This is a genomic window from Streptomyces parvus (genome assembly GCF_032121415.1).
Taxonomy (GTDB): domain Bacteria; phylum Actinomycetota; class Actinomycetes; order Streptomycetales; family Streptomycetaceae; genus Streptomyces; species Streptomyces globisporus_A.
The window spans coordinates 1,014,619-1,038,271 of record NZ_CP135079.1; the positions used below are offsets into that span (position 1 = coordinate 1,014,619).

Below are 23,653 nucleotides of genomic sequence, written 5' to 3' on the forward strand. Positions count from 1 at the left end.
GCAGCCCGGCTGCCGAACCTCCCGCCGCCGCCGCCCGGGGCGCCCGACCTCCTGGCCCCCGGCCGCGCGGGCCCCAGCAGACACCTGGACCCCGTCCGCCGCACCTCGCGGCGGACGGGGTCCGCTCGGTCGAGGGCCCGGCGGCCGGTCGGCGGCCCCGGCGTCGGACGCCCGCCCGCCCGGCCGCTGGGCATCACCCCCAGCCACCGGGGGCCAGATCCACTCGGCCGGGGCGAGCCGACCGAAAGGCAGGCCCCGACTTCAGGCGCCCGCAGCACCCGCCTCCGCCCCCGGCCCCTCTCCGCGCCGCCGGAACCCTCCGGGCCCCGGGCACCGCCGCTCCTCCGGCTGCCCCCCGCCGCCGGAACCCTCCGGACCACCGGCCCCCTCCGCGGCACCGGAGCCTTCCGCACCCCGGACACCGCCCGCTTCCCCCGGCTGCCTCCCCGCCACCGGAGCCCCCGAGCCTCCCGGATCGACCGGCCCCGACAGGTGCTCCGGCGACTCGAAGCGCCGGTAGGACACGTCGATGTGCGCCAGCCTCCGCAGCGCGCCGAACATCGCCTCGCCGAGGACGGTCCCCACCACGACGCTCTCGACCAGGTCCTCGCGGGCCACCCGCCGCTGCACGTAGTCGAGATCGGCACGGGCGACCGGCTCGGCGGCGTCCGCGTAGACGTCCAGCAGGTCGATGTACCCGCGGTGCCCAGCCCTGCGCAGCGCGCACAGCACCCCCGCCAGCGACTCGGCGGCGGAGCCCCGTTCGTCCACCTGCCAGCCGCGCCGGTGCACCAGTTCGGCCACCTCCTCGCGCGCGTCCTCCAGTTCGGGCCCCGCCGCCTCCCCGTCGGTCGGCGTCACGCCGTCCGCCGCGACCCCCAGCACCTTGTGCACCGGCTGCCCGGGATCGTCCATCGCCCGCAGGACCTCGCCGATGGCGGCGAGCGAGAGGCCGCCGACATCCAGCAGCGCCCGGATCAGCCGCAGTCTGCGCTCGTGCCCCGGGCCGTAACGCGCCTGGTTCGGGCTGGTCAACTCTCCTGCGGCCAGAAGCCCTTCCCGTAGGTAGTACTTGATCGTCGGCACCGGAACGCCGGACCTGCGACTCAATTCACCGATGCGCACCGCGTGTTCGCCCTTCTGCCCTTGCCAGAAACCGCCCCCATCATAGATAGTCACCCTATCGGATAGTGGACAGCGCGGCTATCCATATTGACCGGCGCCGCCGTATCACCACAGGGGGGTCTCCCATGTCGTCATGGCGTTCCTGGCATCGTCCATTAGTCGTCTTCTCCGCCGCGATGGCCACTCTCGCCGTCGTCTCCGCCGTCGGCCTCGTGGTCGACGACCGGGTCCTGGTGGGGGCGCCGATCTGGGCGAAGCCGTTCAAGTTCAGCGTGTCGTTCGTGGCGTACTGCCTGACGCTGGCCTGGATGCTGACGCTCCTCACGCGCGGGCGCCGGATCGGGCGGTGGGCGGGGCACGCCGTCGTCGTGACGGGTCTGGTCGAGATGGTGATCATCACCGTGCAGGTCCTCCGGGGGAAGCGCAGTCACTTCAACACCGCGACGTCCTTCGACTCGGCACTGTGGAACGCGATGGGCATGACCATCGTCGTCCTGTGGGCGGCCACCCTGGTGATCGCCGTCCTCCTGGCGGTCACCCGCATCACCGACCGGGCGACGGCCCTCGCCGTCCGGGGCGGGCTGCTGATCGCCCTGGCCGGCGGGGCCCTCGGGTTCCTGATGACGCTGCCGAGCGAGAGCCAGCGGGCGGCCGGAGATCTCGACGCCGCCGACGCGATCGGCGCGCATTCCGTGGGCGTACCGGACGGCGGCCCGTCCATGCCGCTGACCGGCTGGTCGACGACCGGCGGCGATCTGCGGGCCCCGCACTTCGTGGGCATGCACGCGCTCCAGCTGATACCGCTCCTCCTGATCGCGCTGGTGCTGCTCGCACCCCGCTGCGCCCCGCTGCGCGACCCCGGGGTGCGGCTGCGCCTCGTACGGGTCGCCGTCGGCGGTTACGCGGCGCTCGTCGCCCTCATCACCTGGCAGGCGCTCCGCGGCCAGCCGCTGATCCATCCCGACGCGGTCACCCTGGCCGCCGCCGGAGCGATCGTCGCGGCGATGGCGTACGGCGCCTGGAGGGCGCTGCGCCCCGCCGTCCCCGCCCACCCGTCCCGTACCGAAGCCGAACAGGAGCCTGTGGCATGACCGGCGCACTCTTCGAGATCACCTTCTGGCTGGCCGCCCCGTTCTGGCTGCTGATGATCTTCGCCCCCACCTGGTCCGGCACCGCCCGCGTCGTCGCCTCGCCGCTGACCGTGCTGCCGGTGCTCGCCGTCTACGTGGTCCTGGCCGTCCCCGTGTTCCCGGAGCTGTGGACGGCGGTGAGCAACCCGGACCTCGACGCCCTCCGTGATCTGACGGCTCTGGCCGGCGGAGCGGCGGCGATCTGGGCGCAGGTGATCGCCTGGGATCTCCTGCTCGGCCAGTGGATGTACCTCCAGAGCCGGAAGCTGGGTCTCTCACCGCTGCTGATGGGCCCGCTGCTGGTGCTGACGATCCTGCTGTCGCCGTTCGGGCTGCTGATCTTCCTCGCCGTCCGCGCCGTCCGTCTGCGGCGGCGCGAACCGCTCCAGGGCTGAGTGGCGCGTCCTCCCGGGCCCGGTCTGGAAAGATCGCAACATTCCGACCAATCCGCACGGCCGCCGGCTCCGAATCACTTGCGGAACCGACGATCGCCCCGGGAGGAAACCCGCGTGAAGGAAGCCGTACACATCAGTGGGGTGCCCTCGCCCGGTACCGATCTCCAGGAGCTCCTGGTGCGGGTCGCCCGGGGCGACCAGGACGCGTTCGCCTCGGTGTACGACGCGGTGAGCGGGCCCGTGCTCGGCCTGGTGCGCAGCGTCCTCCGCGACCCGGCGCAGTCGGAGGAGGTGGCGCAGGAGGTGCTGGTGGAGGTGTGGCGCACCGCGCCCCGCTTCCAGGCCTCCCGTGGCAGCGCGATGAACTGGGTGCTGACCCTGGCCCACCACCGGGCCGTCGACCGGGTCCGCTCGGCCGAGGCCGCCGCCGCCCGGGAGCACAAGGCGGCGCTGCTGGATCGGACGCCCGCCTTCGACGAGGTGTCCGAACAGGTCGAGACCCGGCTGGAGAGAGAACAGGTACGGCGCTGCATGCGCACCCTGTCCGAGCTGCAACGGGAGTCGGTGACCCTCGCCTACTACCGGGGCCTGACCTACCGCGAGGTATCCGAACTCCTCTCCGTGCCCCTGGGCACCATCAAGACACGACTCCGCGACGGCCTCATCCGGCTGCGCGACTGCCTGGGGGTGAGCGCATGAGCACGGCCGAACTGCACACGCTGACTGGGGCCTACGCCCTGCATGCGCTGCCGGAGTCCGAACAGCGGGCGTTCGAACGGCATCTGGAGGACTGCGAGGCCTGCGCCCAGGAGGTGCGGGAGCTGTCGGCCACCGCCGGCCGGCTCGGTCTCGCCGTCGCCGAGCCCTCGCCGCGCGAGCTGCGCGAGAGGGTGCTGCGGGAGATCACGACCGTACGCCAGGAGGCTCCGGCGCACGGCAGACGTGAAAGGACCGGCGGGAGGGGGCGCACCGGGCGGTGGTACGCCTACGCGCTCGCCGCCTGCCTCGCGGCGGCCGCCGCGTTCGGAGGGGTCGCGGTCTGGCAGAACCAGCTGGCACAGGACGCGCGGCAGGAGGCGGACCAGGCGCAGCGTCAGAACGCGCAGCTGGCGCAGGTGCTTTCGGCACCCGACGCGAAGACCTCCTCGGGCGAGCTGACGGGCGGGGCTCGCGCCACCGTCGTCGTCTCGCAGAGCCACAACCGCGCGGTGTTCCTGGCCTCGGGGATGGCTCCGCCGCCGAGCGGCAAGGTCTACCAGATCTGGTTCAACGACGAGGGCACGATGCGTTCGGCCGGGCTGATGGACCCGCGGGCGAGCGACGACGCGGTCCTGCTCGACGGGCCGGTGGACCGGGCGTCCGGGATGGGCATCACGGTCGAGCCCGCCGGCGGCTCCGCCGAACCGACCTCGTCCCCGGTGGCGCTGATGGACTTTCCGACCGCCTGACGTTTCACTCACGAGTACCGCAAGGGAGCGCATGTCCCATGAGTAGTGTCGCGGTGGTGCTGTTCACCTCCGACCTGCGTCTGCACGACAATCCGGTGCTGCGTGCCGCCCTGCGGGACGCGGACGAGGTCGTCCCGCTGTTCGTCCGTGACGACGCCGTCCACCGGGCCGGGTTCGACGCACCCAACCGGCTGGCGTTCCTCGCGGACTGCCTGGCGGAGCTGGACACCGGACTCCGTGACCGCGACGGCAGACTGGTCGTCCGCCGGGGCGGGACGGCCCGAGAGGTGAAACGGATCGTCGAGCAGACCGGGGCGGAGTCCGTACACATGGCCGCCGGGGTCAGCGGGTACGCGGCACAGCGCGAGGAACGGATCCGGGAGGCCCTCGCGGGGACCGGTTGCGATCTGCACGTCCACGACGCGGTGGTCACCGCGCTCGCTCCGGGCCGGGTGATCCCGACGGGCGGCAAGGACCACTTCGCGGTGTTCACCCCGTACTTCCGCCGTTGGGAGGCGGAGGGGGTACGGGGCACACTGACCGCTCCCCGCACGGTCCGGGTGCCCGACGGCGTGTCCGGCGACGCGCTCCCGGACCGGGACGCCGTCAAGAACGTCTCCCCCGGTCTCGCCCGGGGCGGCGAGGAAACGGGCCGCAAGCTGGTGGCGTCCTGGCTCCACGGCCCCGTGGCCGACTACGAGGAGGGCCACGACGACCTGGCGGGCGACGCGACGTCCCGGCTCTCCCCGCATCTGCACTTCGGTACGGTCTCCGCCGCCGAACTGGCCAACCGGGCACGGGAGAAGGGCGGGCCCGGCGGTGAGGCGTTCGTGCGGCAGCTGGCCTGGCGCGACTTCCACCACCAGGTCCTCGCGGCCCGGCCCGACGCCTCCTGGTCCGACTACCGGCCGCGCCACGACCGCTGGCGCTCCGACCAGGACGAGATCGACGCCTGGAAGTCCGGGCGGACGGGCTATCCGCTGGTGGACGCGGCGATGCGGCAGCTCGCGCACGAGGGCTGGATGCACAACCGGGGTCGGATGCTGGCCGCGAGCTTCCTCACGAAGACGCTGTACGTGGACTGGCGGGTGGGCGCCCGGCACTTCCTGGACCTGCTGGTCGACGGGGACGTGGCGAACAACCAGCTCAACTGGCAGTGGGTGGCCGGCACAGGGACGGACACCCGCCCCAACCGCATCCTGAACCCGGTGATCCAGGGCAAGCGCTTCGACCCGGACGGCGCCTACGTGCGGCGGTGGGTGCCGGAGCTGGCGGAGGTGGAGGGGCCCGCGATCCACGAACCCTGGAAACTGGAGGGCCTGGACCGGGCGGGCGTCGACTACCCCGACCCGGTGGTGGACCTGGCCGAGGCGCGGTCCCGCTTCGAACGCGCGCGCGGCCTGGACTGACCCGTACGGCCCTCGGGAAGGGCCTGTTCCGCGCGGCTGCGGAACAGGCCCTTCCGGGTAACTCACGGGCGACGTGGCGGCCTCGGGATGAAGGCGCTCGTCCGGGCCTGGTACTCGGCGAACCCCGGCCGGTCGGCCATATGACGCTCCAGCAGGGCCGCTCCGCTGCCCTTGGTCAGCAGGAAGCTCATCACCAGGGGAGCGACAACGGTGGCGGCAGCGGCGGCCGGCGCCTGGCAGACGAAGAGGAAGAGGCCCCACCAGACGCAGAAGTCGCCGAAGTAGTTCGGATGGCGGGTCCAGGACCACAGTCCCCGGTCCATGATCTTCCCCTTGTTGGCGGGGTCGGCCTTGAACCGGGCGAGCTGGGCGTCTCCGATCGCCTCGAAGGCCAGCCCGACCGCCCACAGCAGCACCCCCGCCCAGGCCCACCAGGCGAGCGGCGCGGTGAGGTACTGCGCCGCCTGGACCGGGAGCGAGACGAGCCAGACCAGCGCGCCCTGGAGGAGGTACACCTTGCGCAGGGCATGCAGCTGGGGGTTGCCGGGGGCCCTGGCCAGCATCTTCTCGTAACGCGGGTCCTCTCCGTGCCCCTTCCCGCGCCGCCCGATGTGGATCGCGAGGCGCAGCCCCCAGATCACGGTCAGGGCGGTGACGAGCAGCCGGCGGGCGTCGTCGCCCTCGCCCGCCGAGAGGCCGTAGGAGACCAGCGCGACGGCGGCGAACCCGATGCCCCAGGCGACGTCGACGATCCGGTGCACACCCTTCTTCAGGGAGATGGCGAAGGTGACGAGCATGACGCCGAGGGCTGCGACGGCCGCGCCCGCGAGCCCGCTCGCGAACACGGACCAGGCGAAGCCGCTCACCGCTCCCCCTCCGGCCCGGCCGGTGCGTACCGGTGGCGCCGGGTGGCGGGCGTCACGGCGGAGCCGACCGCGCCGAGGCGCAGGGCGGGCGCCCTGGTGGCGGAGGTGGTCACGCGGTCTCCTCACGGGTCAGCAGCAGTTGCTGCACATCGAGATAGCCGGAGCGGAAGCCCGCTTCCGAGTACGCGAGGTAGAAGGTCCACATCCGGCGGAAGACGGCGTCGAAGCCGAGGGCGTCGACGTCGGCGGCCCGCTCGGTGAACCGCTCGCGCCACAGCCGGAGCGTCTCGGCGTAGTGCGCGCCGAACCGGATGCGCTGGGTGGTGCGCAGCCGGGTGTGCCTGGTGGTGGTCCGCTCGACGGCCTCCGTGGAGGGCAGCAGCCCGCCGGGGAAGATGTACTTGTGGATCCAGGTGTACGTGGAGCGGCTGGCGCGCAGCCGGTCGTCGGGCATGGTGATGGCCTGGAGGGCTATCCGGCCGCCGGGGACGAGCAGCCGGTCCAGGGTTCGGAAGTAGACCGGCCAGAACTCCTCGCCGACCGCCTCGATCATCTCGACGCTGACGATGGCGTCGTAGTCGCCGGTGACATGGCGGTAGTCGCTCAGCCGTACCTCGACGCGGTCCTCGAACCCGGCTTCGCGGATGCGGGCCCGGGCCAGTTCGCGCTGTTCGGCGGAGAGGGTGACGGTGGTGACCCGAGCCCCGCGGGCGGCCGCGCGGATGGCCAGTTCGCCCCAGCCGGTGCCGATCTCCAGCAGCCGGGTGCCGTCGGCGACCCCGGCTGCGTCGAGCAGCCGGTCGATCTTGCGGTGCTGGGCGGCGGGCAGCAGGTCGTGTTCGGCGGGGAAGCCGCGGAAGACCGCGGAGGAGTAGGAGAGCGTCTCGTCCAGGAAGAGGGCGAACAGTTCGTTGGACAGGTCGTAGTGGTGGCTGATGTTGTCCCGGGAGCCCTCGGGGGTGTTCATCTGCGCGGCGGGCCTGCGCAGGTGCCAGATGCCGCGCAGGCGTTGCAGCGGCCGGGGGACGAGGTCGGCGGCGTTGTCGGCGAGCACGGTCAGCACGGCGACGAGGTCGGGCGCGTCCCATTCCCCGGCCATGTAGGACTCGCCGAAGCCGATGAGTCCGCTCGCCCCGATCCGCCGGAAGAAGGCGTCGGGGGCGCGGATGTCCATGAGCGGCCCGCCGAGGCCGATGTGGTCCCGGCCCGCGAGCCGGGCGCGCAGGGGGAGCCTGCCGAGCGCGCGGCGGACGGTGCGTTCCGCGACGGCGGTCCGGGCGCGGGAGGCCCGGGGCAGGGTGACGATGTCGGGCCAGCGTTCCGGGTCGGCCCCGGGGGTGTGCTCTGCCGGCAGCGCCGAGGTGGGAGCGGTCACTGCATGCCTTCCTGTGTGCGGTGCGGACGACGGGGTTGCACGGGGAGCCCGCGCAGATAGAGCCGGATGCCGTGCAGGCGGATCGCGGCGGAGACGAGGACGGTGGAGAGGGGGTGGCGCAGGGCGAGGCGCACCAGCTCCCGGGAGGTGGGCGGGCGGCGGGCTCCCCGTACGGTCGCGGTGAACGGGCGGGCTCCCTCACGCTCCAGACGGACGCTCAGGTCGAGCCGGGCCCCGGGCTGGGGCAGCCGCATCCGGTAGCCGCCGTCCACGGGGAAGAACGGCGAGACGTAGAACTCCTTGCCGGTCACGGCACGGTCCATACCGTCGGGGTGCAGAAGGTAGCCGTGCCGTCCGCCGTAGGTGTTGTGCACCTCGGCGACGACGCAGAGGGGACTGCCGTCGGCGCGGTGGCACCAGTAGACGGTGATCGGGTTGAAGACGTACCCGAACACCCGGGCCTGGGTGAGCATGGTGATGGTGCCGTCGCCCAGCTCCACGCCCCGGGCCCGCAGGAAACGCTCAAGCCCGGCCCGGACGGTGGGGGCGGTGCCGCCGAAGTGGTCGCGGGGGTCGAACCGGGCCAGCGGCCGCAGGGCGCGCGGCAGCTCGGGCGGCCGGTCCGGGTCGATCAGCCACAGGTAGGTCCGGTGCCGGAACGCGTACTTCGTCGGCCGGTTGCGTACGTGCGTGATCGTGCACGGGTAGAGGGCGCTCACCACCTCACCCCCAGGGCGGCGGCGGCCTCGACCCCCGAACGGCAGCCGTCCTCATGGAAGCCCCAGCCGTGGTACGCCCCCGCGTAGGCGGTGACGGGACCGGACAGCGTGGGCAGCCGGGCCTGGGCCGCGGCCGACTCCGGGGTGTAGACGGGGTGCTCGTAGACCATGCGGGCGCGAACGGTGTCCGGGGCGACCCGCTCGGCGCCGTTCAGCGTGACGACGTAGGTGTCCGGGGCGTCGAGCCGCTGGAGCCGGTTCATGTCGTAGCTGACGGTCACCCGGTCGGCGTCGGCGGCGCACGAGGGCATCAGGTAGTTCCAGGAGGCCCTGGCCCCTGGGGCGCGCGGCAGCAGCGTGGTGTCCGTGTGCAGCAGGGTCGGGTTGCGGGAGTACCGGAACGCGCCGAGCGTGCTGCGCTCGGCGTCGGTCGGGTCGGCGAGCATCCGCAGCGCCTGGTCGGGGTGGGTGGCGACGACGACGGAGTCGTACGGGGTGGTCGTGCCGTCCTCGGTGGTGATGTCGGCGCCGTCCGCGTGCCGGGTGATCGCGCGGACCGGGGTCGCGGTGTGCACGGCGGCGAGCTGCTTGACGACGAGGTCGACGTAAGCGCGCGACCCGCCGGTGACGGTGCGCCAGACCGGTGAGCCGCCGATGGTGAGCATGCCGTGGTGGTCGAGGAAGCGGAAGAGATAGCGGGCCGGGTAGCGCAGGGCGGTGACCGGGTCGCAGGACCAGACCGCGGAGACCACGGGCGTCAGGAAGTGGGCGTGGAAGAACGGCGAGAAGCGCCCGCGCCGGGCGAACTCCCCCAGCGTCATCGCGCTCGCCCCGTTCTCCGGCAGCGCCAGCAGGGCCCGGGCGGCGCGGTGGAAGCGCGGCACCTCGGCGAGCATCCGCAGATAGGGGCCGCGCGCGGCGGAGCGCGGCTGCGCGAAGAGCCCGGCGGGCCCCCGGGCTCCGGCGTACTCCAGACCGCAGCCCTCGCACCGTACGGACATCGACATCTCGGACTCCTGGGTGGCGACGCCCAGTTCGTCGAAGAGCCGCAGCAGGTGGGGGTAGGTCCGCCGGTTGTGCACGATGAACCCGGAGTCGACACGGTGCACCCGGCCGTCGGACGCGGCCAGATCGTGGGTGTGGGCGTGGCCGCCGACCCGGTCGTCCGCTTCGTACAGCGTCACCTCGTGGGCGTCCCGAAGGACGTGGGCGGCGGTCAGCCCCGCCACTCCGGCTCCCACCACGGCCGTCCGCCGCCGTTCCCCTGCCATTCCGGCTCCCTCCGGTCCCTGCGCCTGGTCGGAGCGCTGCTGGAGCGCCCCTCAGGTGGCATTCGTGGCCGGTGGCCGAACGGATTGGTCGATCACCGAATCTGATCCGAACGAGTGAATGAGGAGTCCGGGACCAATCTGCCGACCGACCGGCGCCGAACCCCCTGTGTCCGAACAGACCGCTCTCCGCACGACACTTCCGATCCAGGAGAAACGCCATGAACACGCTCATCTTCCGCCGCGCAGCCGTCGCCGTGTCCGCAGCAGCCGTGCTGCCGCTGGCGCTGACCGCCTGCTCGTCGGACGACTCCTCCAAGGACTCGGCGGCCGGCTCCACGCCCAGCGCGTCCGCGCCGGCGAGCCCCTCGGCCGACGACTCGGCGACCATGGACAAGCCGTTCGGCCCGGCCTGTTCGTCGGTGCCGAAGGAGGGCGCGGGCTCGTTCGACGGCATGGCGAAGGACCCGGTCGCGACGGCCGCCTCGAACAACGAGGAGCTGTCGACGCTGGTGGCCGCCGTGAAGCAGGCCGGCCTGGTCGACACGCTCAACAACGCCGAGAACATCACGGTGTTCGCCCCGACCAACGACGCCTTCGCGAAGATCCCGAAGGCCGACCTGGACGCGCTGCTGGCGAACAAGGCCGAGCTCACCAAGGTCCTCACCTACCACGTGGTGGGCGAGAAGCTGACGCCTCAGCAGCTGGAGAAGGGGTCCTTCGGCACCCTGGAGAAGAGCAGGCTGACGACGGCCGGCTCGGGCACCGAGTACACCGTGAACGACTCCTCGAAGGTCGTCTGCGGCAACGTCCCGACCGCCAACGCGACGGTCTACATCGTGGACACGGTCCTGATGCCTCCGAAGTAACCCTCGACCGATTCCCCCATCGACGAGGGGCGGGGAGCCGCGGTGCGCCGCGGCTCCCCGCCCCTCGTCGCCCGGGAAAAATCCCGCCCGAAATATACACATAAGTGCCAGATAAGAGCACTATGGAGGTATGGGCGCCTGCCACACCCATCCGTACAGCGGCAGGGCCCGCAGGATCGAAGGGGACGAAATCTCATGAGCAACGTCTCACACGCGAGGAGTGACTTGTCGGGCCACCCCGACGCCTCCGAAATGCGTGCACGGTACGACCGCGTGATGGGCGGCCGCGATGTGGCGCTGGTGGACGCGCCGGTCTTCCTCGTCGGCCTCTACTGCGCCGTCTCCCCGTGGGTGCTCCACTTCACGGCGAGCCAGCCGGCCCTGGTCACGCACAACCTGGTGATGGGGATCGCCATCGCGGTGCTGGCTCTCGGCTTCACCGTGATGCCCGAGCGCATGTACGGCTTGAGCTGGGCGATCTGCGCCATCGGGGCGTGGATCATCGTGTCGACCTGGGTGGTGGGCAACAGCCCGGACGCCGGAGTCGTGATCAACAACATCATCGTCGGCGGGCTGACGGTGCTGCTGGGCATGGTCTGCGCAGGAGCAACGACGAGAACCCGCAGCACGTGACGGACGAGCACGCCGCACCACCCCGACGACCCCGCTCCTCGCCTCGGCCCGGCGCTTCCAGCGCTTCCGGCGTCTGAGGAGCGGGGCCCGGCCAGCGCACCGCTCACCCCACCGAGCTGTACGCCACCACTCCCCGCAACACCGCGTCCACCGCCTTGCGCGCACTCCTCGCCACGCCGGACGCTCCCTCCCCGGCATCCCGAGGCGCCGCCGCGGCCACCTGCCCCAGCACATCGATCACCTGCTTGCACCACCGTACGAAGTCCCCCGCCGGCATCTCCGCCTCGCGCAGCACCTCGTCCAGCGTCCGGCCGGAGGCCCACATGTAGACCGCCCAGGCGAAGCCGAGATCGGGCTCGCGCTGCCCGACCCCTTCCGTCTGGTTGATCTTGAAGTCCTCCTCCAGGGCATCCAGCCGCCCCCAGATCCGCACCATCTCGCCCATGGCGACCTTGGCCGGACCGGACGGCAGCTTCGGCGCGACCGCGTCATCGGCCTGCCGCGCCTCGTAGACCAGAGCCGAGACGCATGCGGCGAGCTCAGCGGGGTTGAGCCCCTCCCAGACCCCCTCGCGCAGGCACTCGCTGGCCAGCAGATCCAGCTCACCGTAGAGCCGGGCCAGCCGCCGCCCGTTGGCGGTGACCTCGTTGCCCCGGAGGTAGTCCAGCTCGGTGAGGAGCGCGACGATCCGGTCGAAGGTGCGGGCGATCGTGTTCGTCCGCCCCTCGATCCGCTTCTCCAGTTGGCGGGTGTCCCGCTGCAGCCGGTGGTAGCGCTCGGCCCACCGCGCGTGGTCCTCCCGCTCGTCGCATCCGTGGCACGGGTGGGCGCGCAGCTCGGCCCGCAGCCGGACGATCTCGCGGTCGTCGGCGGCCGGCGCCCGCCCCTTGCGGTGCCGGTCGGGCACGATGTGCCCGGCCTTGGACCGCAGCGCGGAGGCCAGATCACGCCGGGACTGCGGCGAGCGCGGGTTGAACGACTTCGGGACGCGCATCCGGTCCAGCGCCTCCACCGGCACCGGGAAGTCCATCGAGGCCAGCCGCTTGACCTGCCGCTCGGCGGTCAGCACCAGCGGCCGAGGCCCGTCGTGGTGGTCGAAGCCGCGGTGCCCGTTGGCCCGCCCGGCCGGAAGCCCCGGGTCCAGCACCAGCGCCAGACCCGCGAACTTGCCCGTCGGAACGTGGATGACATCGCCCGGTTTCAGCTTCTCCAGGGACGAGGCCGCCGCCGCCCGCCGCTGCGCCGCGCCCTGCTTGGCCAGCTCCGTCTCGCGGTCCTTGAGGTCGCGCCGAAGGCGCGCGTACTCCTCGAAGTCCCCGAGGTGGCAGGTCATGCCCTCCTTGTAGCCCTCCAGTCCCTCCTCGTTGCGCTGCACCTGCCGGGAGATCCCGACGACGGACTTGTCCGCCTGGAACTGGGCGAACGAGGTCTCCAGCAGCTCCCGCGACCGGTGCCGCCCGAACTGCTGCACCAGGTTCACGGCCATGTTGTACGAGGGCCGGAAGCTGGAGCGCAGCGGATACGTACGCGTCCCCGCGAGGCCGGCCAGCGCCGTCGGGTCCAGTCCGCGCTGCCACAGGACCACCGCGTGACCCTCGACGTCGATGCCGCGGCGTCCGGCCCGGCCGGTGAGCTGGGTGTACTCGCCGGGGGTGATGTCGGCGTGCTGCTCGCCGTTCCACTTGACGAGCTTCTCCAGCACCACCGAGCGGGCGGGCATGTTGATGCCGAGCGCCAGTGTCTCGGTGGCGAACACGGCCTTCACCAGGCCCCGGACGAACAGCTCCTCGACGACCTCCTTGAACGTCGGCAGCATGCCCGCGTGGTGGGCGGCGATGCCCCGCTCCAGCCCTTCGAGCCACTCGTAGTAGCCGAGGACATGGAGGTCCTCGCCGGGGATGGACGCGGTCCGCTCCTCGACGATCTCCCGGACCAGCCGGCGGTTGTCCTCGTCGTTGAGCCGGAGTCCGGCGTACAGACACTGCTGGACGGCGGCCTCGCACCCCGCCCGGCTGAAGATGAACGTGATCGCGGGGAGCAGTCCCTCGTTGTCCAGCCGGTCGATGACCTCGGGCCTGCCGGGCGTCCAGATCCGGCCGCGCTGGCGCCGCTCACGCTCGCGGTCGGCCTCGCGCACCATCTTGCCCCGGCGGCGGTCGCGGGGGTTGTAGGTGTTCTGGCTCTCCTGGCGGGCGAGCCGCACCAGGTCCGGATTGACCTCACGGCGTCCGGCGCCCCGGCCGCCGTGGTCGGTCCCCTCCTCGAAGAGGTCGTACATCCGGCGTCCGGCCATCACGTGCTGCCACAGCGGCACGGGACGGTGCTCGGAGACGATGACCTCGGTGTCGCCGCGCACGGTGTCCAGCCAGTCGCCGAACTCCTCCGCGTTGGAGACGGTCGCCGACAGGGATACCAGCGTCACCGACTCGGGGAGGTGAATGATCACTTCCTCCCACACCGCGCCCCGGAAGCGGTCGGAGAGGTAGTGCACCTCGTCCATCACCACATAGCCGAGGCCGGACAGCGACTGGGAGCCCGCGTACAGCATGTTCCGCAGGACCTCGGTGGTCATCACGACCACCGGCGCCTCGGAGTTGACGCTGTTGTCGCCGGTCAGCAGACCGACCTTGTCCGCGCCGTACCGCTTGACCAGGTCGGCGTACTTCTGGTTCGAGAGCGCCTTGATCGGCGTGGTGTAGAAGCATTTGCGGCCCTGCTCCAGGGCCAGGTGCACGGCGAACTCGCCGACGATCGTCTTGCCCGACCCGGTGGGGGCCGCGACCAGCACCCCCTTGCCCGCCTCCAGGGCCTGGCAGGCCTCGATCTGGAACGGGTCCAGGCCGAAGTCGTACATCTCCCGGAAGGGCCCGAGGGCCGTCGCCATCTCGGCCGCACGGGCGCGGGATGCCTGGTATCGCTCAGCTGGTGAGAGGTCCTCTGTCATCTTGGCTACGAGCCTACCCGTCACCTCTGACAGTCAGCCCGATCTTTAATCCCCCGGGGCTTCCGCCCGGCCGGCCCCTGGTCAGCCCCCGGTGAGCACCCGCACGGCCCCCGGTACGCAGGTGGCGGTGAGCGGCAGCGGGCCCATCGGTTCGCCGTCCGCGTACGCCGTGATCCCCTCCGCCGCCAGCTCGATCGAGGAGACCCGGTGCACGGTCACGGCGGGGTGGTTCAGATGCGTGCCCCGGTAGACCTTCGGGAACACCTTGAGCAGCGTGGTGCGGGTGCACTCGCCGACCACGGTCACGTCGAAGAGCCCGTCGTCCATCTCGGCCTCGGCGCAGATCCGCATGCCGCCGCCGTACGTGGTTCCGTTGCCGACCGCGATGAGGGTGGCCTCGATCTCGGCGGCTTCTCCCCCGTCGAGCCGGATCCGGTACGGGATCGGCCTGAAGGCGGCCAGTTCGGCGAGGATCGCGAGGTCGTACGTGAACCGGCCGCCGACGAAGCGCATCCGGTTGCCCCGGTCATTGACCCGGGAGTCGAAGCCGGAGGCGAGGACGGACCCGAACCAGCGGTCCCCGACCCGCCCCAGGTCGACCTCGCGGTGGCCGCCGGCCTTGAGGGCCCGCGCGGCCAGCCGTCCGGCGGCGGCCGGGTCGCGGATCGGCAGACCCAGCGCACGGGCGAAGTCGTTGCCGGTGCCGACGGCAACGACCCCGAGCGGGGTGGCGGTCCCGGCGACGGCCTGGAGGGCGAGGGACATCAGCCCGTCCCCGCCCACGGCTATGAGCGCTCCGGTCCCCGCCGCGACGGCCGCGCGGGCCCGGCGCAGGGCGTCGTCGGCGTTCTCGCCCAGCACCGTACGGACGGAGTACCCGGCGTCCCGCAACGCGGAAGCGGCCGGCGGCGCGGCGTGCGCGCCCCGGCCGCGTCCGGCGGTGGGATTGACGAAGAGGGTGATCTCGCTGGTCACCCGCCGGACCCTACAAGGTCAGGTGATGTCGTCGTAACCGTTCATCCGGTGCGATCCGGGCCCGTCCGCCTCACCGGTGGCCTGCCCGGGCAGCGCGGGGCGGGAGGAGGAGACGTTCTCCACGCGGCCGACGGGCTCGGGCGTCAGATCGAGTTCCGACGCCTCGTCGTCGCTGAGCGCGGCATCGGGGTTGTTGCGGTTGCGCCGCTTGTCGTTCAGCAAGGAGAAGCCGACGGAGAAGAAGTAGAGCACCGCGAGCGGCCCGGCGAGGAGCAGCATGGAGATGGGCTCGCCGCCGGGGGTCGCGATGGCCGCGAAGGCGGTGAGGCCGACGATCATGCCGCGCCACCAGCGCAGCATACGGACGCCCGTGAGGACCCCGGTCATGTTGAGGGCGATGAGCAGCAGCGGCAGCTCGAAGGCGAGACCGAAGACGATCACCATGCGGGTGATCAGGTCGAGGAAGTCGTCGAGCGGCAGGAGGTTCGTGACGTTGTCCGGCGTGAAGCCGAGCATGATCTCGGCCGTCTGCGGCAGGATCGTGTAAGCGAGGTAGGCGCCCGCGGTGAACAGCGGAACCCCTGCGGCCACGAAACCCAGGGAGTACCGCTTCTCCTTCTGGTGGAGACCGGGAGCGACGAAGGCCCAGAGCTGGTACAGCCAGACGGGCGTGGCGAGGAGAACGCCCGCCATGAGGGACACCTTCAGCGCGATGGTGAAGGGTGACAGCAGACCGTTGGTGGTCATCTCCGCGCACGGGCGGCCGTTGACCATCGTCTGGACGCCGTTCTTGCAGCCGACCGAGTCGAGGATCGGCTTCATCAGGAACTCGAAGATCTCCTTGTGGAAGAAGGCGGCCCCGATGACGGCGATCAGGATCGCCAGCACGGCCTTCAGCAGCCGGTTACGCAGCTCACGCAGGTGATCGAGGAGAGGCATCCGCCCCTCGTCGTCCTTCTCCTGCTTGCGGGCAGACTTGAGCAACCCACTTCCCTCGTCTCGTGCGGCGGCTGTCGGCGGAGCGCGTCGGCGGTCAGCTCTGGGTGGTGGGCTTGGCCTCGTTGACCGGGCGGGAGCTGGTGACGTCTCCCGGCGCGGCCTGGATGGTGCGCGCGGTGGTGGACTGCGGCGGGACCGTGTCGTCGACGGTCTCCGTGGTGGGCGTCGCGGTCGCCGCGTCGTCCTTCTTCATGGCCTTCGCCTCGCTCTTGAGGATGCGGGCCGACTTGCCGAGCGAGCGCGCCATGTCGGGGAGCTTCTTGGCACCGAAGAGCAGCAGGATGACAGCGATGATCAGAACGATCTCGAGGGGCTTCAGATTGCCGATCATGTGCGACTTCCTTCTCACTGAGGCGGCTGGGGGGTGGGCTCGCTACCCGTTCGACCGGGCATACGTCCGATCGTTGCGCTTGGCAGCGATCGTAACCCGCAGGGGTAAACGCGAGGCAATGCCCGTGCGTACTCCGGCTTGCGGCCCCGCACCTCCCTGCCTGGGCCGACCCATGCAGCGTACCCCCCTGTGCTGTGGGGCATCAGGCCCCCGGCGCGCTAGGGCAGGCCGTCACCGGTGGCCGCGAGCCGGGTGGCGGCCCGCTCCAGGTCCTCGGACGCCCGGTTGATGCGCTCGGTGGTCTCGGTGACCTGCCGGCCGAGACGCTGGGCCTCGACGAAGACCTTGATGCCGAGCACACCGAGCACGGCGACGCCCAGGAATCCGAGGGCGATGGCGAGCATGGGCCAGAACATACGGGGTGCCTCTTCCTACGAGCGTCCCGCGGGCTTGCGGCGGGCGGGCTGCGATCGGGGCGCTACAGGGCGGTGTGCAGGCGCAGGGTCCGTACGCCGCCGCCGGTGAGCAGTTCGATGATGCGCTCCCCGGCGGGCTTGCGGACCGAGGCGCCGCACTCGGGGCAGGTGAAGGTGTAGAAGGTGGTGCGGCGGGTGGCGCCGATCGCGAGGCGCAGTGCGGCGGCGGCCAGTTCGAAGCGCCCGCGGCAGTCGGGGCACGCGGCCCGGAAGCGTACGGCTGCGGGGACCGGCACGGGGACGGGACCGGTGCCGGACCGGGGCGCCGGGCGTATCCCGGTGCCGGGCAGAGCCTCCGGGCGGCCTTGGGTGGTGGCCGGGAACAGGGGCGTCCGGTTCATCGTCGTCTCACTCCCCTGGCCCTCAGACCGCGTCCTCGTAGGCCGCGAGCGCCTCGCGGGCGGCCTCGCGGGCGCTGTCCGCGAGCTCCGGCGGGGCGACGATACGGCCGTCGCCGCCGAGCCGCAGGGCGAGTCGGCGCAGCGAGGCCGGATCGGGGGTGCGCAGGGTGATGCGCAGGCCGCCGTCGGGCAGTTCCTCGGCGGAGTCGTGCGGGTAGTACTCGGCGACCCAGCGGCCGCCGGTGCCGACCTCGATCACGACTTCCGGGTCCTCGGCGGCGGGCTGGACAAGCCCGGCGGACAGGTCGCGCAGTTCCAGCTCGGGCGGGGCGGCGGGGGCGTCGAGGAGGCGGATCTCCGCGACACGGTCGAGACGGAAGGTCCGGCGGGCCTCGGAGAGCCGGCACCAGCCCTCCATATAGGTGTGGCCGACGGCGAAGAGCCGGATCGGGTCGACCTCGCGCTCGGTGAGTTCGTCGCGGGCGGGCGAGTAGTAGCGCAGCCAGAGCCGGCGGCGCTCGGAGATGGCCCGGTCGACGTCGGCGAAGACGCCGCCCTCCGCCTCGAAGGTCACCGAGAGCCGGGAGCTGGCCGCGCCGGACTCGCCGGCTGCCGTCTCCAGCTTGGCGGTGGCGCGGACGAGGGCGTCCCGGTCGCTCTCGCGCAGGCCGGGCAGGGTGGCGACGGCACGGGCGGCGACGAGCAGCGCGGTGGCCTCGTCGGCGGCGAGCCGGAGCGGCTCGGCGACGTCGTCCGGGTTGTGCCACCAGATGCGGTCGCCGTCGGTGTCGATGTCGAGGAGGTCGCCGCCGCGGAAGCTGGTGCCGCACATGGGCAGGACGTCGAGGTCGGAGATCAGCTCGTCCTCGGTGATCCCGAAGGCCCGCGCCACGTCCTGGACGTGGGCGCCGGGGCGCTCGCGCAGATATGTCACCAGGGACAGCATCCGGCGGGTCTGGTCGATCGCGTTCGTGGCCATCGTGTCGGCTCCCCTAGTCCTTGGCCACGGCTCGGAGCCGGTCCACCACATCGGCCCGCAGATCGGCGGGCTCCTCCACGACGACGTCCGGGCCGAACTCGACGAGCCAGGCGTCGAGGCCGTGTCCGTACGGGATCTCCAGCTCGTCCCAGCCGTCGCCGCGCTCCCGTACGGCGGTGGCGCGCGAGCGCAGCGGGTAGCCGGCTCCGGCGCGGAGCCTGATCCGCGCGGTCCGGGTCGCGGTCTCGCCGGCCCAGCTCTCGACGGTTTCGCGGACGGTGACCACGTCGGGCACCTCGGCACCGAAGGCTCCGGCACGGGAGCGGACCTTGCCGGTGATGCGGGAGAGCCGGAAGACGCGCTCGGCGCCCCGCTCGCGGTCCCAGCCGGCCAGGTACCAGTGGCCCCGCCAGCATTCGAGGGTCCAGGGTTCGACCTGGCGCTGCTCGGCGCGGGCGGAGTTGGCCTTGCGGTAGTCGAAGGTGACCGGACGGCGGTCGCGGCAGGCCAGCATCAGGGGCTCGAAGGCGGCCTCGTGGACGGGGATGCGGGGTTCGAGGGCGCTGTGGACCTCGTAGGCGTCCTCGGCCTCGGGCATTCCCGCGGCGCGCAGCTTCTGCAGGGCGCCGCTGGCGGCGCCGGCGAGGCGGGCCTGCTGCCAGACCTTGGCGGCGAGGCCGAGGGCGGCGGCCTCCTCGGCGTCCAGGGTGATGGGGGGCAGCCGGTTGCTGTCGCGGCGGGCGAGGTAGCCGGTGTCGCCGTCGAGGTTCTCGACGGTCTCGATGACGAGTCCGAGCTCGCGCAGATCGTCCTTGTCGCGCTCGAACATCCGGTTGAAGGAGTCGTCGGACCCCGCTTCGAGGTAGGCCTCGATGGATCCGCGGAGTTCGCGCTTGCTGAGGGGGCGCCGGGTCCCCAGCAGGCACAGCGCGAGGTTCATCAACCGCTCGGCCTTGGCAATCGCCATCGACGCCCTTTCTCCGGTGCTCTACGACGGTCGACCGTACCGCCCCGGGGTGTGGGGATCCAAAGCCGGCCGTCGTCCCGAGCGCGGGCGGGGGCCCTCCGGACAGCACCGAGGGCCCCCGCCGTGCGACGGGGGCCCTCGGGCGTACAGCGGGAGCGATCAGGCCGCGACGAGGTCGCAGACGAAGATCAGCGTCTCACCGGGGGCGATCTTGCCGCCGGCGCCGCGGTCGCCGTAGGCGAGGTGGGCGGGGATGGTCAGCTGGCGACGGCCGCCGACCTTCATGCCCTGCACGCCCTTGTCCCAGCCGGAGATGACCTGGCCGGCACCGAGCTGGAACTGCAGCGGGGTGCCGCGGTTCCACGAGGCGTCGAACTCCTCGCCGGTGGAGAAGGAGACGCCGACGTAGTGGACGGAGACGGTCTGGCCCGCCTGGGCCACCGGGCCGTCGCCCTCCCAGATGTCCTTGATCTCCAGATCGGCCGGCGGCTCGCCGCCCGGGAAGTCGACCTCGGGCTTCTCGATGCTCACTGAACTGCTCCTAAAAGAATCTTGGGGAAACCCCACAAGTTTCGCACGGGTCGCCCCGTCGCCCGGACCGTACCGAGAGGTGTCTCAGACCGTGCCGAGGATGTCGACGACGAAGACCAGGTTGTTCTTGGCCAGCTGGTTGGAGGGGTCGGCTCCGTAGGCCTGGTTCGGCGGGATCGTCAGCAGGACACGGTCGCCGACGTGCTTGCCGACCAGCCCCTTGTCCCAGCCCTGGATGACGCCGCCGACGCCGATCGGGAAGGCGCTCGCGCCACCGTGGTCCCAGGAGGAGTCGAACTTCTTGCCGTCCTCCCATTTCACCCCGGTGTACTGGACGACCAGGCCCTCGCCGGCCTTGACCGCGGCACCGTCGCCCTTGATCAGCACCTGCTCCTTGAGAGCCTTCGGGGCCTTCTCGCCCTTGGGGATGGTGATGGTCGCGGCCTTCTGCGACGCGGCCTTCACCTCGGGCATCCCGGCCTCACTGGCGGCCTGGGCCCCCTTGGCCTCGCCCTTCTTGTCCACCTTCTTGGCGTTGACGATGTCGACGACCCAGACCAGCGGGTCGGTGGGCTTGATCCCGGACTGCGGGTTCAGCTGCTCGCCGACGATCGCCTCGGCCGTGCCTTCGACCTGGACCCGGCTGCCGACCTTGTGACCGGCCAGCGCGTCCGCGACCTTGGTCGGCAGCATCTGCCCCTGCTGGCCGACCTCCTGAACGACCTGGGCGCGGGGGGCCTTCGGGTCGGCGCCCTGCCGCTTGGCCCAGGTGGAACCGAGCGCCTCGATGTTGCCGGCGAAGTCCAGGCGGACGATGTCGCCCTTCTTCACCTCGGCGCCGTCACCGGTCGAGACGTCGCTCGCGACGACCTCGTCGGAGACCTTGGCGTCCTTGGCGATCTCGATCTTGGGCTCGGCACCGAACTTCCCGGAGACCTCGGCGACGGGGCCCGAGTTCTTCGGCGCGGCGTCGTCCTTGGAATCGGAACCGCAGGCGGCGGTGATCAGCAGAGCGGGCACAGCCAGCAGGGCGGCGGCACGCCGGGCAGTTTTCGTGGGGATCATCAGTCCAACTCGCGTAGGGGGCTCCGGGCACTCCCGCCACTCTACGACTTCGCCCCAGCGGCATCACGGATACCGACACGGCTGTACGCCGGGGCGGGCTGCCCCGGCGTACAATGTGTCCCTTTTCCCACGAGTCCCGCGCTCCCGCGCGGGCCGGCCCGTCACATGCCGGCGATGAGCTTCTCCACCCGCTCGTCCACGGACCGGAACGGGTCCTTGCACAGCACCGTGCGCTGCGCCTGGTCGTTGAGCTTGAGGTGGACCCAGTCGACGGTGAAGTCCCTCCGCTGCTCCTGGGCCCTGCGGATGAAGTCGCCGCGCAGCCGCGCCCGGGTGGTCTGCGGGGGCACCGTCTTGCCCTCGAAGATCTTCAGGTCGTTGCAGATGCGGGCCGTCTGCCCCTTCTTCTCCAGGAGGTAGAAGAGACCGCGTCGGCGGTGGATGTCGTGGTAGGCGAGGTCTATCTGGGCGACCCGCGGGTTCGACATGGTCATGTTGTGCTTGGCCCGGTACCGCTCGATGAGCTTGTACTTCATGACCCAGTCGATCTCGGTGTCGATCCGGTCGAGGTCCTGGGCCTCGATCGCCTCCAGGGCGCGGCCCCACAGCTCCAGGACCTGGTCGACGGTGCCGGTGCGGATGCCCCGGCGTTCGACGAAGTCCACGGCCTTCTCGTAGTACTCCCGCTGGACCTCGATGGCAGAGGCCTCCCGGCCGCTGGCGAGACGCACCTTGCGCTGTCCGGTGAGGTCGTGGCTGACCTCGCGGATGGCCCGGATCGGGTTCTCCAGGGTCAGGTCGCGCATCACCGTGCCCGCCTCGATCATGCGGAGCACCAGGTCGGTGGCGCCGACCTTGAGCAGCATGGTCGTCTCGGACATGTTCGAGTCACCGACGATGACGTGGAGGCGGCGGTACCGCTCGGCGTCGGCGTGGGGTTCGTCGCGGGTGTTGATGATCGGCCGGGAGCGGGTCGTCGCGGAGCTGACGCCCTCCCAGATGTGCTCGGCACGCTGGCTGACGCAGTAGACAGCGCCGCGCGGCGTCTGGAGCACCTTGCCGGCGCCGCAGATCAGCTGCCTGGTGACGAGGAACGGAATGAGGATGTCCGCGAGCCGGGAGAATTCTCCGTGCCGGGCCACGAGGTAGTTCTCGTGGCAGCCGTAGGAGTTTCCCGCCGAGTCGGTGTTGTTCTTGAAGAGATAGACGTCGCCCGCGATTCCCTCCTCGTGCAGGCGGCGTTCGGCGTCGACGAGCAGGCCTTCGAGAATGCGCTCGCCGGCCTTGTCGTGGGTGACCAGTTCGGTCACGTTGTCGCATTCCGGGGTTGCGTATTCCGGATGCGATCCCACGTCGAGGTAGAGGCGGGCGCCGTTCCGCAGAAAGACATTGCTGCTGCGGCCCCATGACACGACACGGCGGAAGAGGTAGCGCGCCACTTCGTCAGGTGACAGTCGGCGCTGTCCCCTGAACGTGCACGTGACGCCGTACTCGTTCTCCAGCCCGAAAATGCGGCGGTCCATGACTGAACATTACGCCTTGTGGCCCGAGCTGAAACCGGGTTCGACGGCACCGTTTCGATCATTTTCCGATCCCGTCACGACGGCGGCCGTACGGGCGGGAGCTGCCGGGACGCCCCCGAGGACCTTCCCGGTGGCCAGGAGGACCACCAGGGCGGCCACTCCCCCGGCCCCCGCGACGGCGAAGCTCCAGGCGGTCGACCCGAGTTCGACGGCCGGTCCGGCGACGGCCGTGCCGGCCGCGGCGCCTACGCCGAACGTGGTGACGAGCCAGGAGAACGCCTCGGTCACGGTGCCGCGCGGGGCGTGGCGGTCGACCACGATGAAGGAGCAGGCGATGGCCGGGGCGAGGAAGACCCCGGCGAGAGCGGCGAAGGCGGTCATGAGCGGCACCGAGGGGGTGAGCGCCAGCGGCAGGTAGCCCAGCGCCAGTAGTCCGACGATGACCCGCAGCCGCTTCTCGGGGGCGCCGGCCCACTGCCGTGCCCCGTAGACCAGTCCGCCGATCAGCGCGCCGAGGCCGAGGGCGGCCATCAGCCAGCCGTACACCGACTCCCGCCCGTGGTCGTCGGCGTACGCCACCCCGGCCACGGTGATGGAGCCGAGGGCGAGGCCGACGAAGAAGAACGCGCCGAGGAGCGCGAGGAGTCCGGGCGAGCGCAGGGCGCCGAGCCAGTGCGCCTCGCGGGGTGCGGAGCGCCAGGTGCGCGAGGGCTCGGACAGGACGACCGAGAGGGCGCCGAGGACGCCGATGGCGTTGATGACGAGCAGCGCGGCGGCCGGGGACCAGAGCGAGACGAGCAGCGTCACCAGGAGCGGTCCGACGGTGAACATGATCTCCTGCGCCACGGCGTCCATGGCGTAGGCCCGGTGCACCTGGCCCTCACCCTTGAGGACGCTGGGCCACAGGGCCCGCAGGCCGCCCTCCAAGGGCGGGGTGGCGATTCCGGCGACGATGACGGCGAGGTAGGCCAGCGGGAGCGAGCCGAGGCCGGTGAGGGCCAGCAGGGCCATCCCGAGCGCGGAGAGCACGGCGGCCGGGAGCTGGACGCGCGGCTGCCCGTACAGGTCGACCGCGCGGCCGAGCAGCGGCTGCCCGACGGCGGTGGCCAGGCCGTACGCGGCGGCGAGCGCGCCGGCCAGGGTGTAGCTGCCGCCCTCCGCCCGGGTGAACAGCACGATCGCGATGTGCGCGGTGCCGTTGGGCAGCCGCCCCACCAGGGTGCCCGTCAGCAGCCGGGCGGCATGCCGCGCCCGGAGGATGTCCAGATATCCCGCGGCCATTCCC

23 protein-coding genes and 1 pseudogene are annotated in these 23,653 nt (G+C 71.7%); 7 read left to right on the plus strand and 17 right to left on the minus strand.

Annotated elements, in window-relative coordinates:
• Positions 1 to 366: 366 nt before the first annotated feature.
• A pseudogene (locus RNL97_RS05625) lies at positions 367 to 1,125 on the minus strand (MerR family transcriptional regulator); the annotation flags it as partial.
• A 176-nt stretch (positions 1,126 to 1,301) separates the two neighbouring features.
• Between RNL97_RS05625 and RNL97_RS05630 the strand changes: the two are divergent.
• The 5 genes from RNL97_RS05630 (at position 1,302) to RNL97_RS05650 (ending at position 5,507) form a co-directional block, all read left to right on the plus strand.
• Entirely contained in the window at positions 1,302 to 2,216 is a 915-nt protein-coding gene (locus RNL97_RS05630) for a hypothetical protein (RefSeq protein ID WP_030589982.1), read from the plus strand.
• Entirely contained in the window at positions 2,213 to 2,650 is a 438-nt protein-coding gene (locus tag RNL97_RS05635) for an ABA4-like family protein (protein WP_030589985.1), read from the plus strand. Before RNL97_RS05630 ends, RNL97_RS05635 begins: the two co-directional genes overlap by 4 nt.
• Positions 2,651 to 2,764: 114 nt before the next feature.
• A complete protein-coding gene (locus tag RNL97_RS05640) occupies positions 2,765 to 3,349 on the plus strand; it encodes a sigma-70 family RNA polymerase sigma factor (protein ID WP_030589988.1) in 585 nt (194 codons plus the stop codon).
• Positions 3,346 to 4,098: an anti-sigma factor gene (locus RNL97_RS05645; protein ID WP_030589991.1), complete on the plus strand. Its 753-nt coding sequence runs from the start codon at positions 3,346 to 3,348 to the stop codon at positions 4,096 to 4,098. The genes RNL97_RS05640 and RNL97_RS05645 overlap by 4 nt, the downstream gene beginning before the upstream one ends.
• A gap of 38 nt (positions 4,099 to 4,136) precedes the next feature.
• Positions 4,137 to 5,507: a cryptochrome/photolyase family protein gene (locus RNL97_RS05650; protein ID WP_030589994.1), complete on the plus strand. Its 1,371-nt coding sequence runs from the start codon at positions 4,137 to 4,139 to the stop codon at positions 5,505 to 5,507.
• A 62-nt stretch (positions 5,508 to 5,569) separates the two neighbouring features.
• On the opposite strand, the gene RNL97_RS05655 is transcribed toward RNL97_RS05650, so the two are convergent.
• The 4 genes from RNL97_RS05655 to RNL97_RS05670 all read right to left on the minus strand — a co-directional run bounded on the left by RNL97_RS05655 (position 5,570) and on the right by RNL97_RS05670 (position 9,738).
• Positions 5,570 to 6,373 (minus strand): DUF1295 domain-containing protein, encoded by an 804-nt coding sequence (locus tag RNL97_RS05655; protein WP_243313567.1) that lies wholly within the window; start codon positions 6,371 to 6,373, stop codon positions 5,570 to 5,572.
• Between the two features lie 109 nt (positions 6,374 to 6,482).
• Positions 6,483 to 7,748 (minus strand): SAM-dependent methyltransferase, encoded by a 1,266-nt coding sequence (locus RNL97_RS05660; RefSeq protein ID WP_243313569.1) that lies wholly within the window; start codon positions 7,746 to 7,748, stop codon positions 6,483 to 6,485.
• Positions 7,745 to 8,467 (minus strand): DUF1365 domain-containing protein, encoded by a 723-nt coding sequence (locus RNL97_RS05665; RefSeq protein ID WP_030590002.1) that lies wholly within the window; start codon positions 8,465 to 8,467, stop codon positions 7,745 to 7,747. Before RNL97_RS05665 ends, RNL97_RS05660 begins: the two co-directional genes overlap by 4 nt.
• Complete coding sequence (locus tag RNL97_RS05670; RefSeq protein ID WP_243313571.1) at positions 8,464 to 9,738, minus strand: NAD(P)/FAD-dependent oxidoreductase; 1,275 nt, start codon at positions 9,736 to 9,738, stop codon at positions 8,464 to 8,466. The genes RNL97_RS05665 and RNL97_RS05670 overlap by 4 nt, the downstream gene beginning before the upstream one ends.
• A gap of 218 nt (positions 9,739 to 9,956) precedes the next feature.
• Here RNL97_RS05670 and RNL97_RS05675 point away from each other — a divergent pair, with 218 nt between their 5' ends.
• Together RNL97_RS05675 and RNL97_RS05680 are read left to right on the plus strand one after the other, a co-directional pair.
• On the plus strand, positions 9,957 to 10,604 hold the full coding sequence (locus tag RNL97_RS05675; protein WP_313750443.1) for a fasciclin domain-containing protein: 648 nt from the start codon (positions 9,957 to 9,959) through the stop codon (positions 10,602 to 10,604).
• Between the two features lie 195 nt (positions 10,605 to 10,799).
• Positions 10,800 to 11,237, plus strand: coding sequence for an SPW repeat protein (locus RNL97_RS05680; RefSeq protein ID WP_030590011.1), 438 nt, complete (start codon positions 10,800 to 10,802; stop codon positions 11,235 to 11,237).
• A gap of 103 nt (positions 11,238 to 11,340) precedes the next feature.
• Here RNL97_RS05680 and RNL97_RS05685 read toward each other — a convergent pair whose 3' ends face one another.
• From RNL97_RS05685 to RNL97_RS05740, 12 genes are all read right to left on the minus strand, one after another.
• Positions 11,341 to 14,181 (minus strand): DEAD/DEAH box helicase, encoded by a 2,841-nt coding sequence (locus RNL97_RS05685; RefSeq protein ID WP_030590014.1) that lies wholly within the window; start codon positions 14,179 to 14,181, stop codon positions 11,341 to 11,343.
• A gap of 81 nt (positions 14,182 to 14,262) precedes the next feature.
• On the minus strand, positions 14,263 to 15,156 hold the full coding sequence (locus RNL97_RS05690) for a diacylglycerol kinase (RefSeq protein ID WP_030590016.1): 894 nt from the start codon (positions 15,154 to 15,156) through the stop codon (positions 14,263 to 14,265).
• Between the two features lie 18 nt (positions 15,157 to 15,174).
• A complete protein-coding gene (gene tatC / locus RNL97_RS05695) occupies positions 15,175 to 16,140 on the minus strand; it encodes a twin-arginine translocase subunit TatC (protein WP_030590019.1) in 966 nt (321 codons plus the stop codon).
• Positions 16,141 to 16,189: 49 nt separating this feature from the next.
• Positions 16,190 to 16,486 carry a Sec-independent protein translocase subunit TatA gene (tatA, locus tag RNL97_RS05700; protein ID WP_030088270.1) on the minus strand — a complete coding sequence of 99 codons (297 nt, stop codon included), beginning with the start codon at positions 16,484 to 16,486 and terminating at the stop codon, positions 16,190 to 16,192.
• 218 nt (positions 16,487 to 16,704) lie between these two features.
• A complete protein-coding gene (locus RNL97_RS05705) occupies positions 16,705 to 16,902 on the minus strand; it encodes a hypothetical protein (protein ID WP_030590024.1) in 198 nt (65 codons plus the stop codon).
• A gap of 62 nt (positions 16,903 to 16,964) precedes the next feature.
• Complete coding sequence (locus RNL97_RS05710; protein ID WP_199814243.1) at positions 16,965 to 17,303, minus strand: hypothetical protein; 339 nt, start codon at positions 17,301 to 17,303, stop codon at positions 16,965 to 16,967.
• A gap of 22 nt (positions 17,304 to 17,325) precedes the next feature.
• Positions 17,326 to 18,282: a helix-turn-helix transcriptional regulator gene (locus RNL97_RS05715; RefSeq protein ID WP_030590029.1), complete on the minus strand. Its 957-nt coding sequence runs from the start codon at positions 18,280 to 18,282 to the stop codon at positions 17,326 to 17,328.
• Between the two features lie 13 nt (positions 18,283 to 18,295).
• On the minus strand, positions 18,296 to 19,249 hold the full coding sequence (locus tag RNL97_RS05720; protein WP_030590032.1) for a helix-turn-helix transcriptional regulator: 954 nt from the start codon (positions 19,247 to 19,249) through the stop codon (positions 18,296 to 18,298).
• Between the two features lie 159 nt (positions 19,250 to 19,408).
• Positions 19,409 to 19,780 carry an FKBP-type peptidyl-prolyl cis-trans isomerase gene (locus RNL97_RS05725; RefSeq protein WP_006123371.1) on the minus strand — a complete coding sequence of 124 codons (372 nt, stop codon included), beginning with the start codon at positions 19,778 to 19,780 and terminating at the stop codon, positions 19,409 to 19,411.
• 84 nt (positions 19,781 to 19,864) lie between these two features.
• The gene (locus tag RNL97_RS05730; RefSeq protein ID WP_030590035.1) at positions 19,865 to 20,845 is read right to left on the minus strand and encodes an FKBP-type peptidyl-prolyl cis-trans isomerase; all 981 of its coding nucleotides are present in this window, start codon (positions 20,843 to 20,845) and stop codon (positions 19,865 to 19,867) included.
• Positions 20,846 to 21,006: 161 nt separating this feature from the next.
• Positions 21,007 to 22,368: a Pup--protein ligase gene (gene pafA, locus RNL97_RS05735; RefSeq protein ID WP_030590037.1), complete on the minus strand. Its 1,362-nt coding sequence runs from the start codon at positions 22,366 to 22,368 to the stop codon at positions 21,007 to 21,009.
• 9 nt (positions 22,369 to 22,377) lie between these two features.
• On the minus strand, positions 22,378 to 23,649 hold the full coding sequence (locus tag RNL97_RS05740; protein WP_030590039.1) for an MFS transporter: 1,272 nt from the start codon (positions 23,647 to 23,649) through the stop codon (positions 22,378 to 22,380).
• Positions 23,650 to 23,653 lie beyond the last annotated feature (4 nt).

What these genes read in the sequence shown, in the direction of transcription:
- RNL97_RS05670 (WP_243313571.1), bottom strand. Translation starts at nt 9,738, where the DNA reads ATGGCAGGGGAACGGCGGCGGACGGCCGTGGTGGGAGCCGGAGTGGCG.
- RNL97_RS05730 (WP_030590035.1), bottom strand. Translation starts at nt 20,845, where the DNA reads ATGATCCCCACGAAAACTGCCCGGCGTGCCGCCGCCCTGCTGGCTGTG.
- RNL97_RS05715 (WP_030590029.1), bottom strand. Translation starts at nt 18,282, where the DNA reads ATGGCCACGAACGCGATCGACCAGACCCGCCGGATGCTGTCCCTGGTG.
- RNL97_RS05675 (WP_313750443.1), top strand. Translation starts at nt 9,957, where the DNA reads ATGAACACGCTCATCTTCCGCCGCGCAGCCGTCGCCGTGTCCGCAGCA.
- RNL97_RS05650 (WP_030589994.1), top strand. Translation starts at nt 4,137, where the DNA reads ATGAGTAGTGTCGCGGTGGTGCTGTTCACCTCCGACCTGCGTCTGCAC.
- RNL97_RS05645 (WP_030589991.1), top strand. Translation starts at nt 3,346, where the DNA reads ATGAGCACGGCCGAACTGCACACGCTGACTGGGGCCTACGCCCTGCAT.
- RNL97_RS05710 (WP_199814243.1), bottom strand. Translation starts at nt 17,303, where the DNA reads ATGAACCGGACGCCCCTGTTCCCGGCCACCACCCAAGGCCGCCCGGAG.
- pafA (WP_030590037.1), bottom strand. Translation starts at nt 22,368, where the DNA reads ATGGACCGCCGCATTTTCGGGCTGGAGAACGAGTACGGCGTCACGTGC.
- RNL97_RS05705 (WP_030590024.1), bottom strand. Translation starts at nt 16,902, where the DNA reads ATGTTCTGGCCCATGCTCGCCATCGCCCTCGGATTCCTGGGCGTCGCC.
- RNL97_RS05720 (WP_030590032.1), bottom strand. Translation starts at nt 19,249, where the DNA reads ATGGCGATTGCCAAGGCCGAGCGGTTGATGAACCTCGCGCTGTGCCTG.
- tatA (WP_030088270.1), bottom strand. Translation starts at nt 16,486, where the DNA reads ATGATCGGCAATCTGAAGCCCCTCGAGATCGTTCTGATCATCGCTGTC.
- RNL97_RS05635 (WP_030589985.1), top strand. Translation starts at nt 2,213, where the DNA reads ATGACCGGCGCACTCTTCGAGATCACCTTCTGGCTGGCCGCCCCGTTC.
- RNL97_RS05685 (WP_030590014.1), bottom strand. Translation starts at nt 14,181, where the DNA reads ATGACAGAGGACCTCTCACCAGCTGAGCGATACCAGGCATCCCGCGCC.
- RNL97_RS05680 (WP_030590011.1), top strand. Translation starts at nt 10,800, where the DNA reads ATGAGCAACGTCTCACACGCGAGGAGTGACTTGTCGGGCCACCCCGAC.
- RNL97_RS05630 (WP_030589982.1), top strand. Translation starts at nt 1,302, where the DNA reads ATGGCCACTCTCGCCGTCGTCTCCGCCGTCGGCCTCGTGGTCGACGAC.
- RNL97_RS05740 (WP_030590039.1), bottom strand. Translation starts at nt 23,649, where the DNA reads ATGGCCGCGGGATATCTGGACATCCTCCGGGCGCGGCATGCCGCCCGG.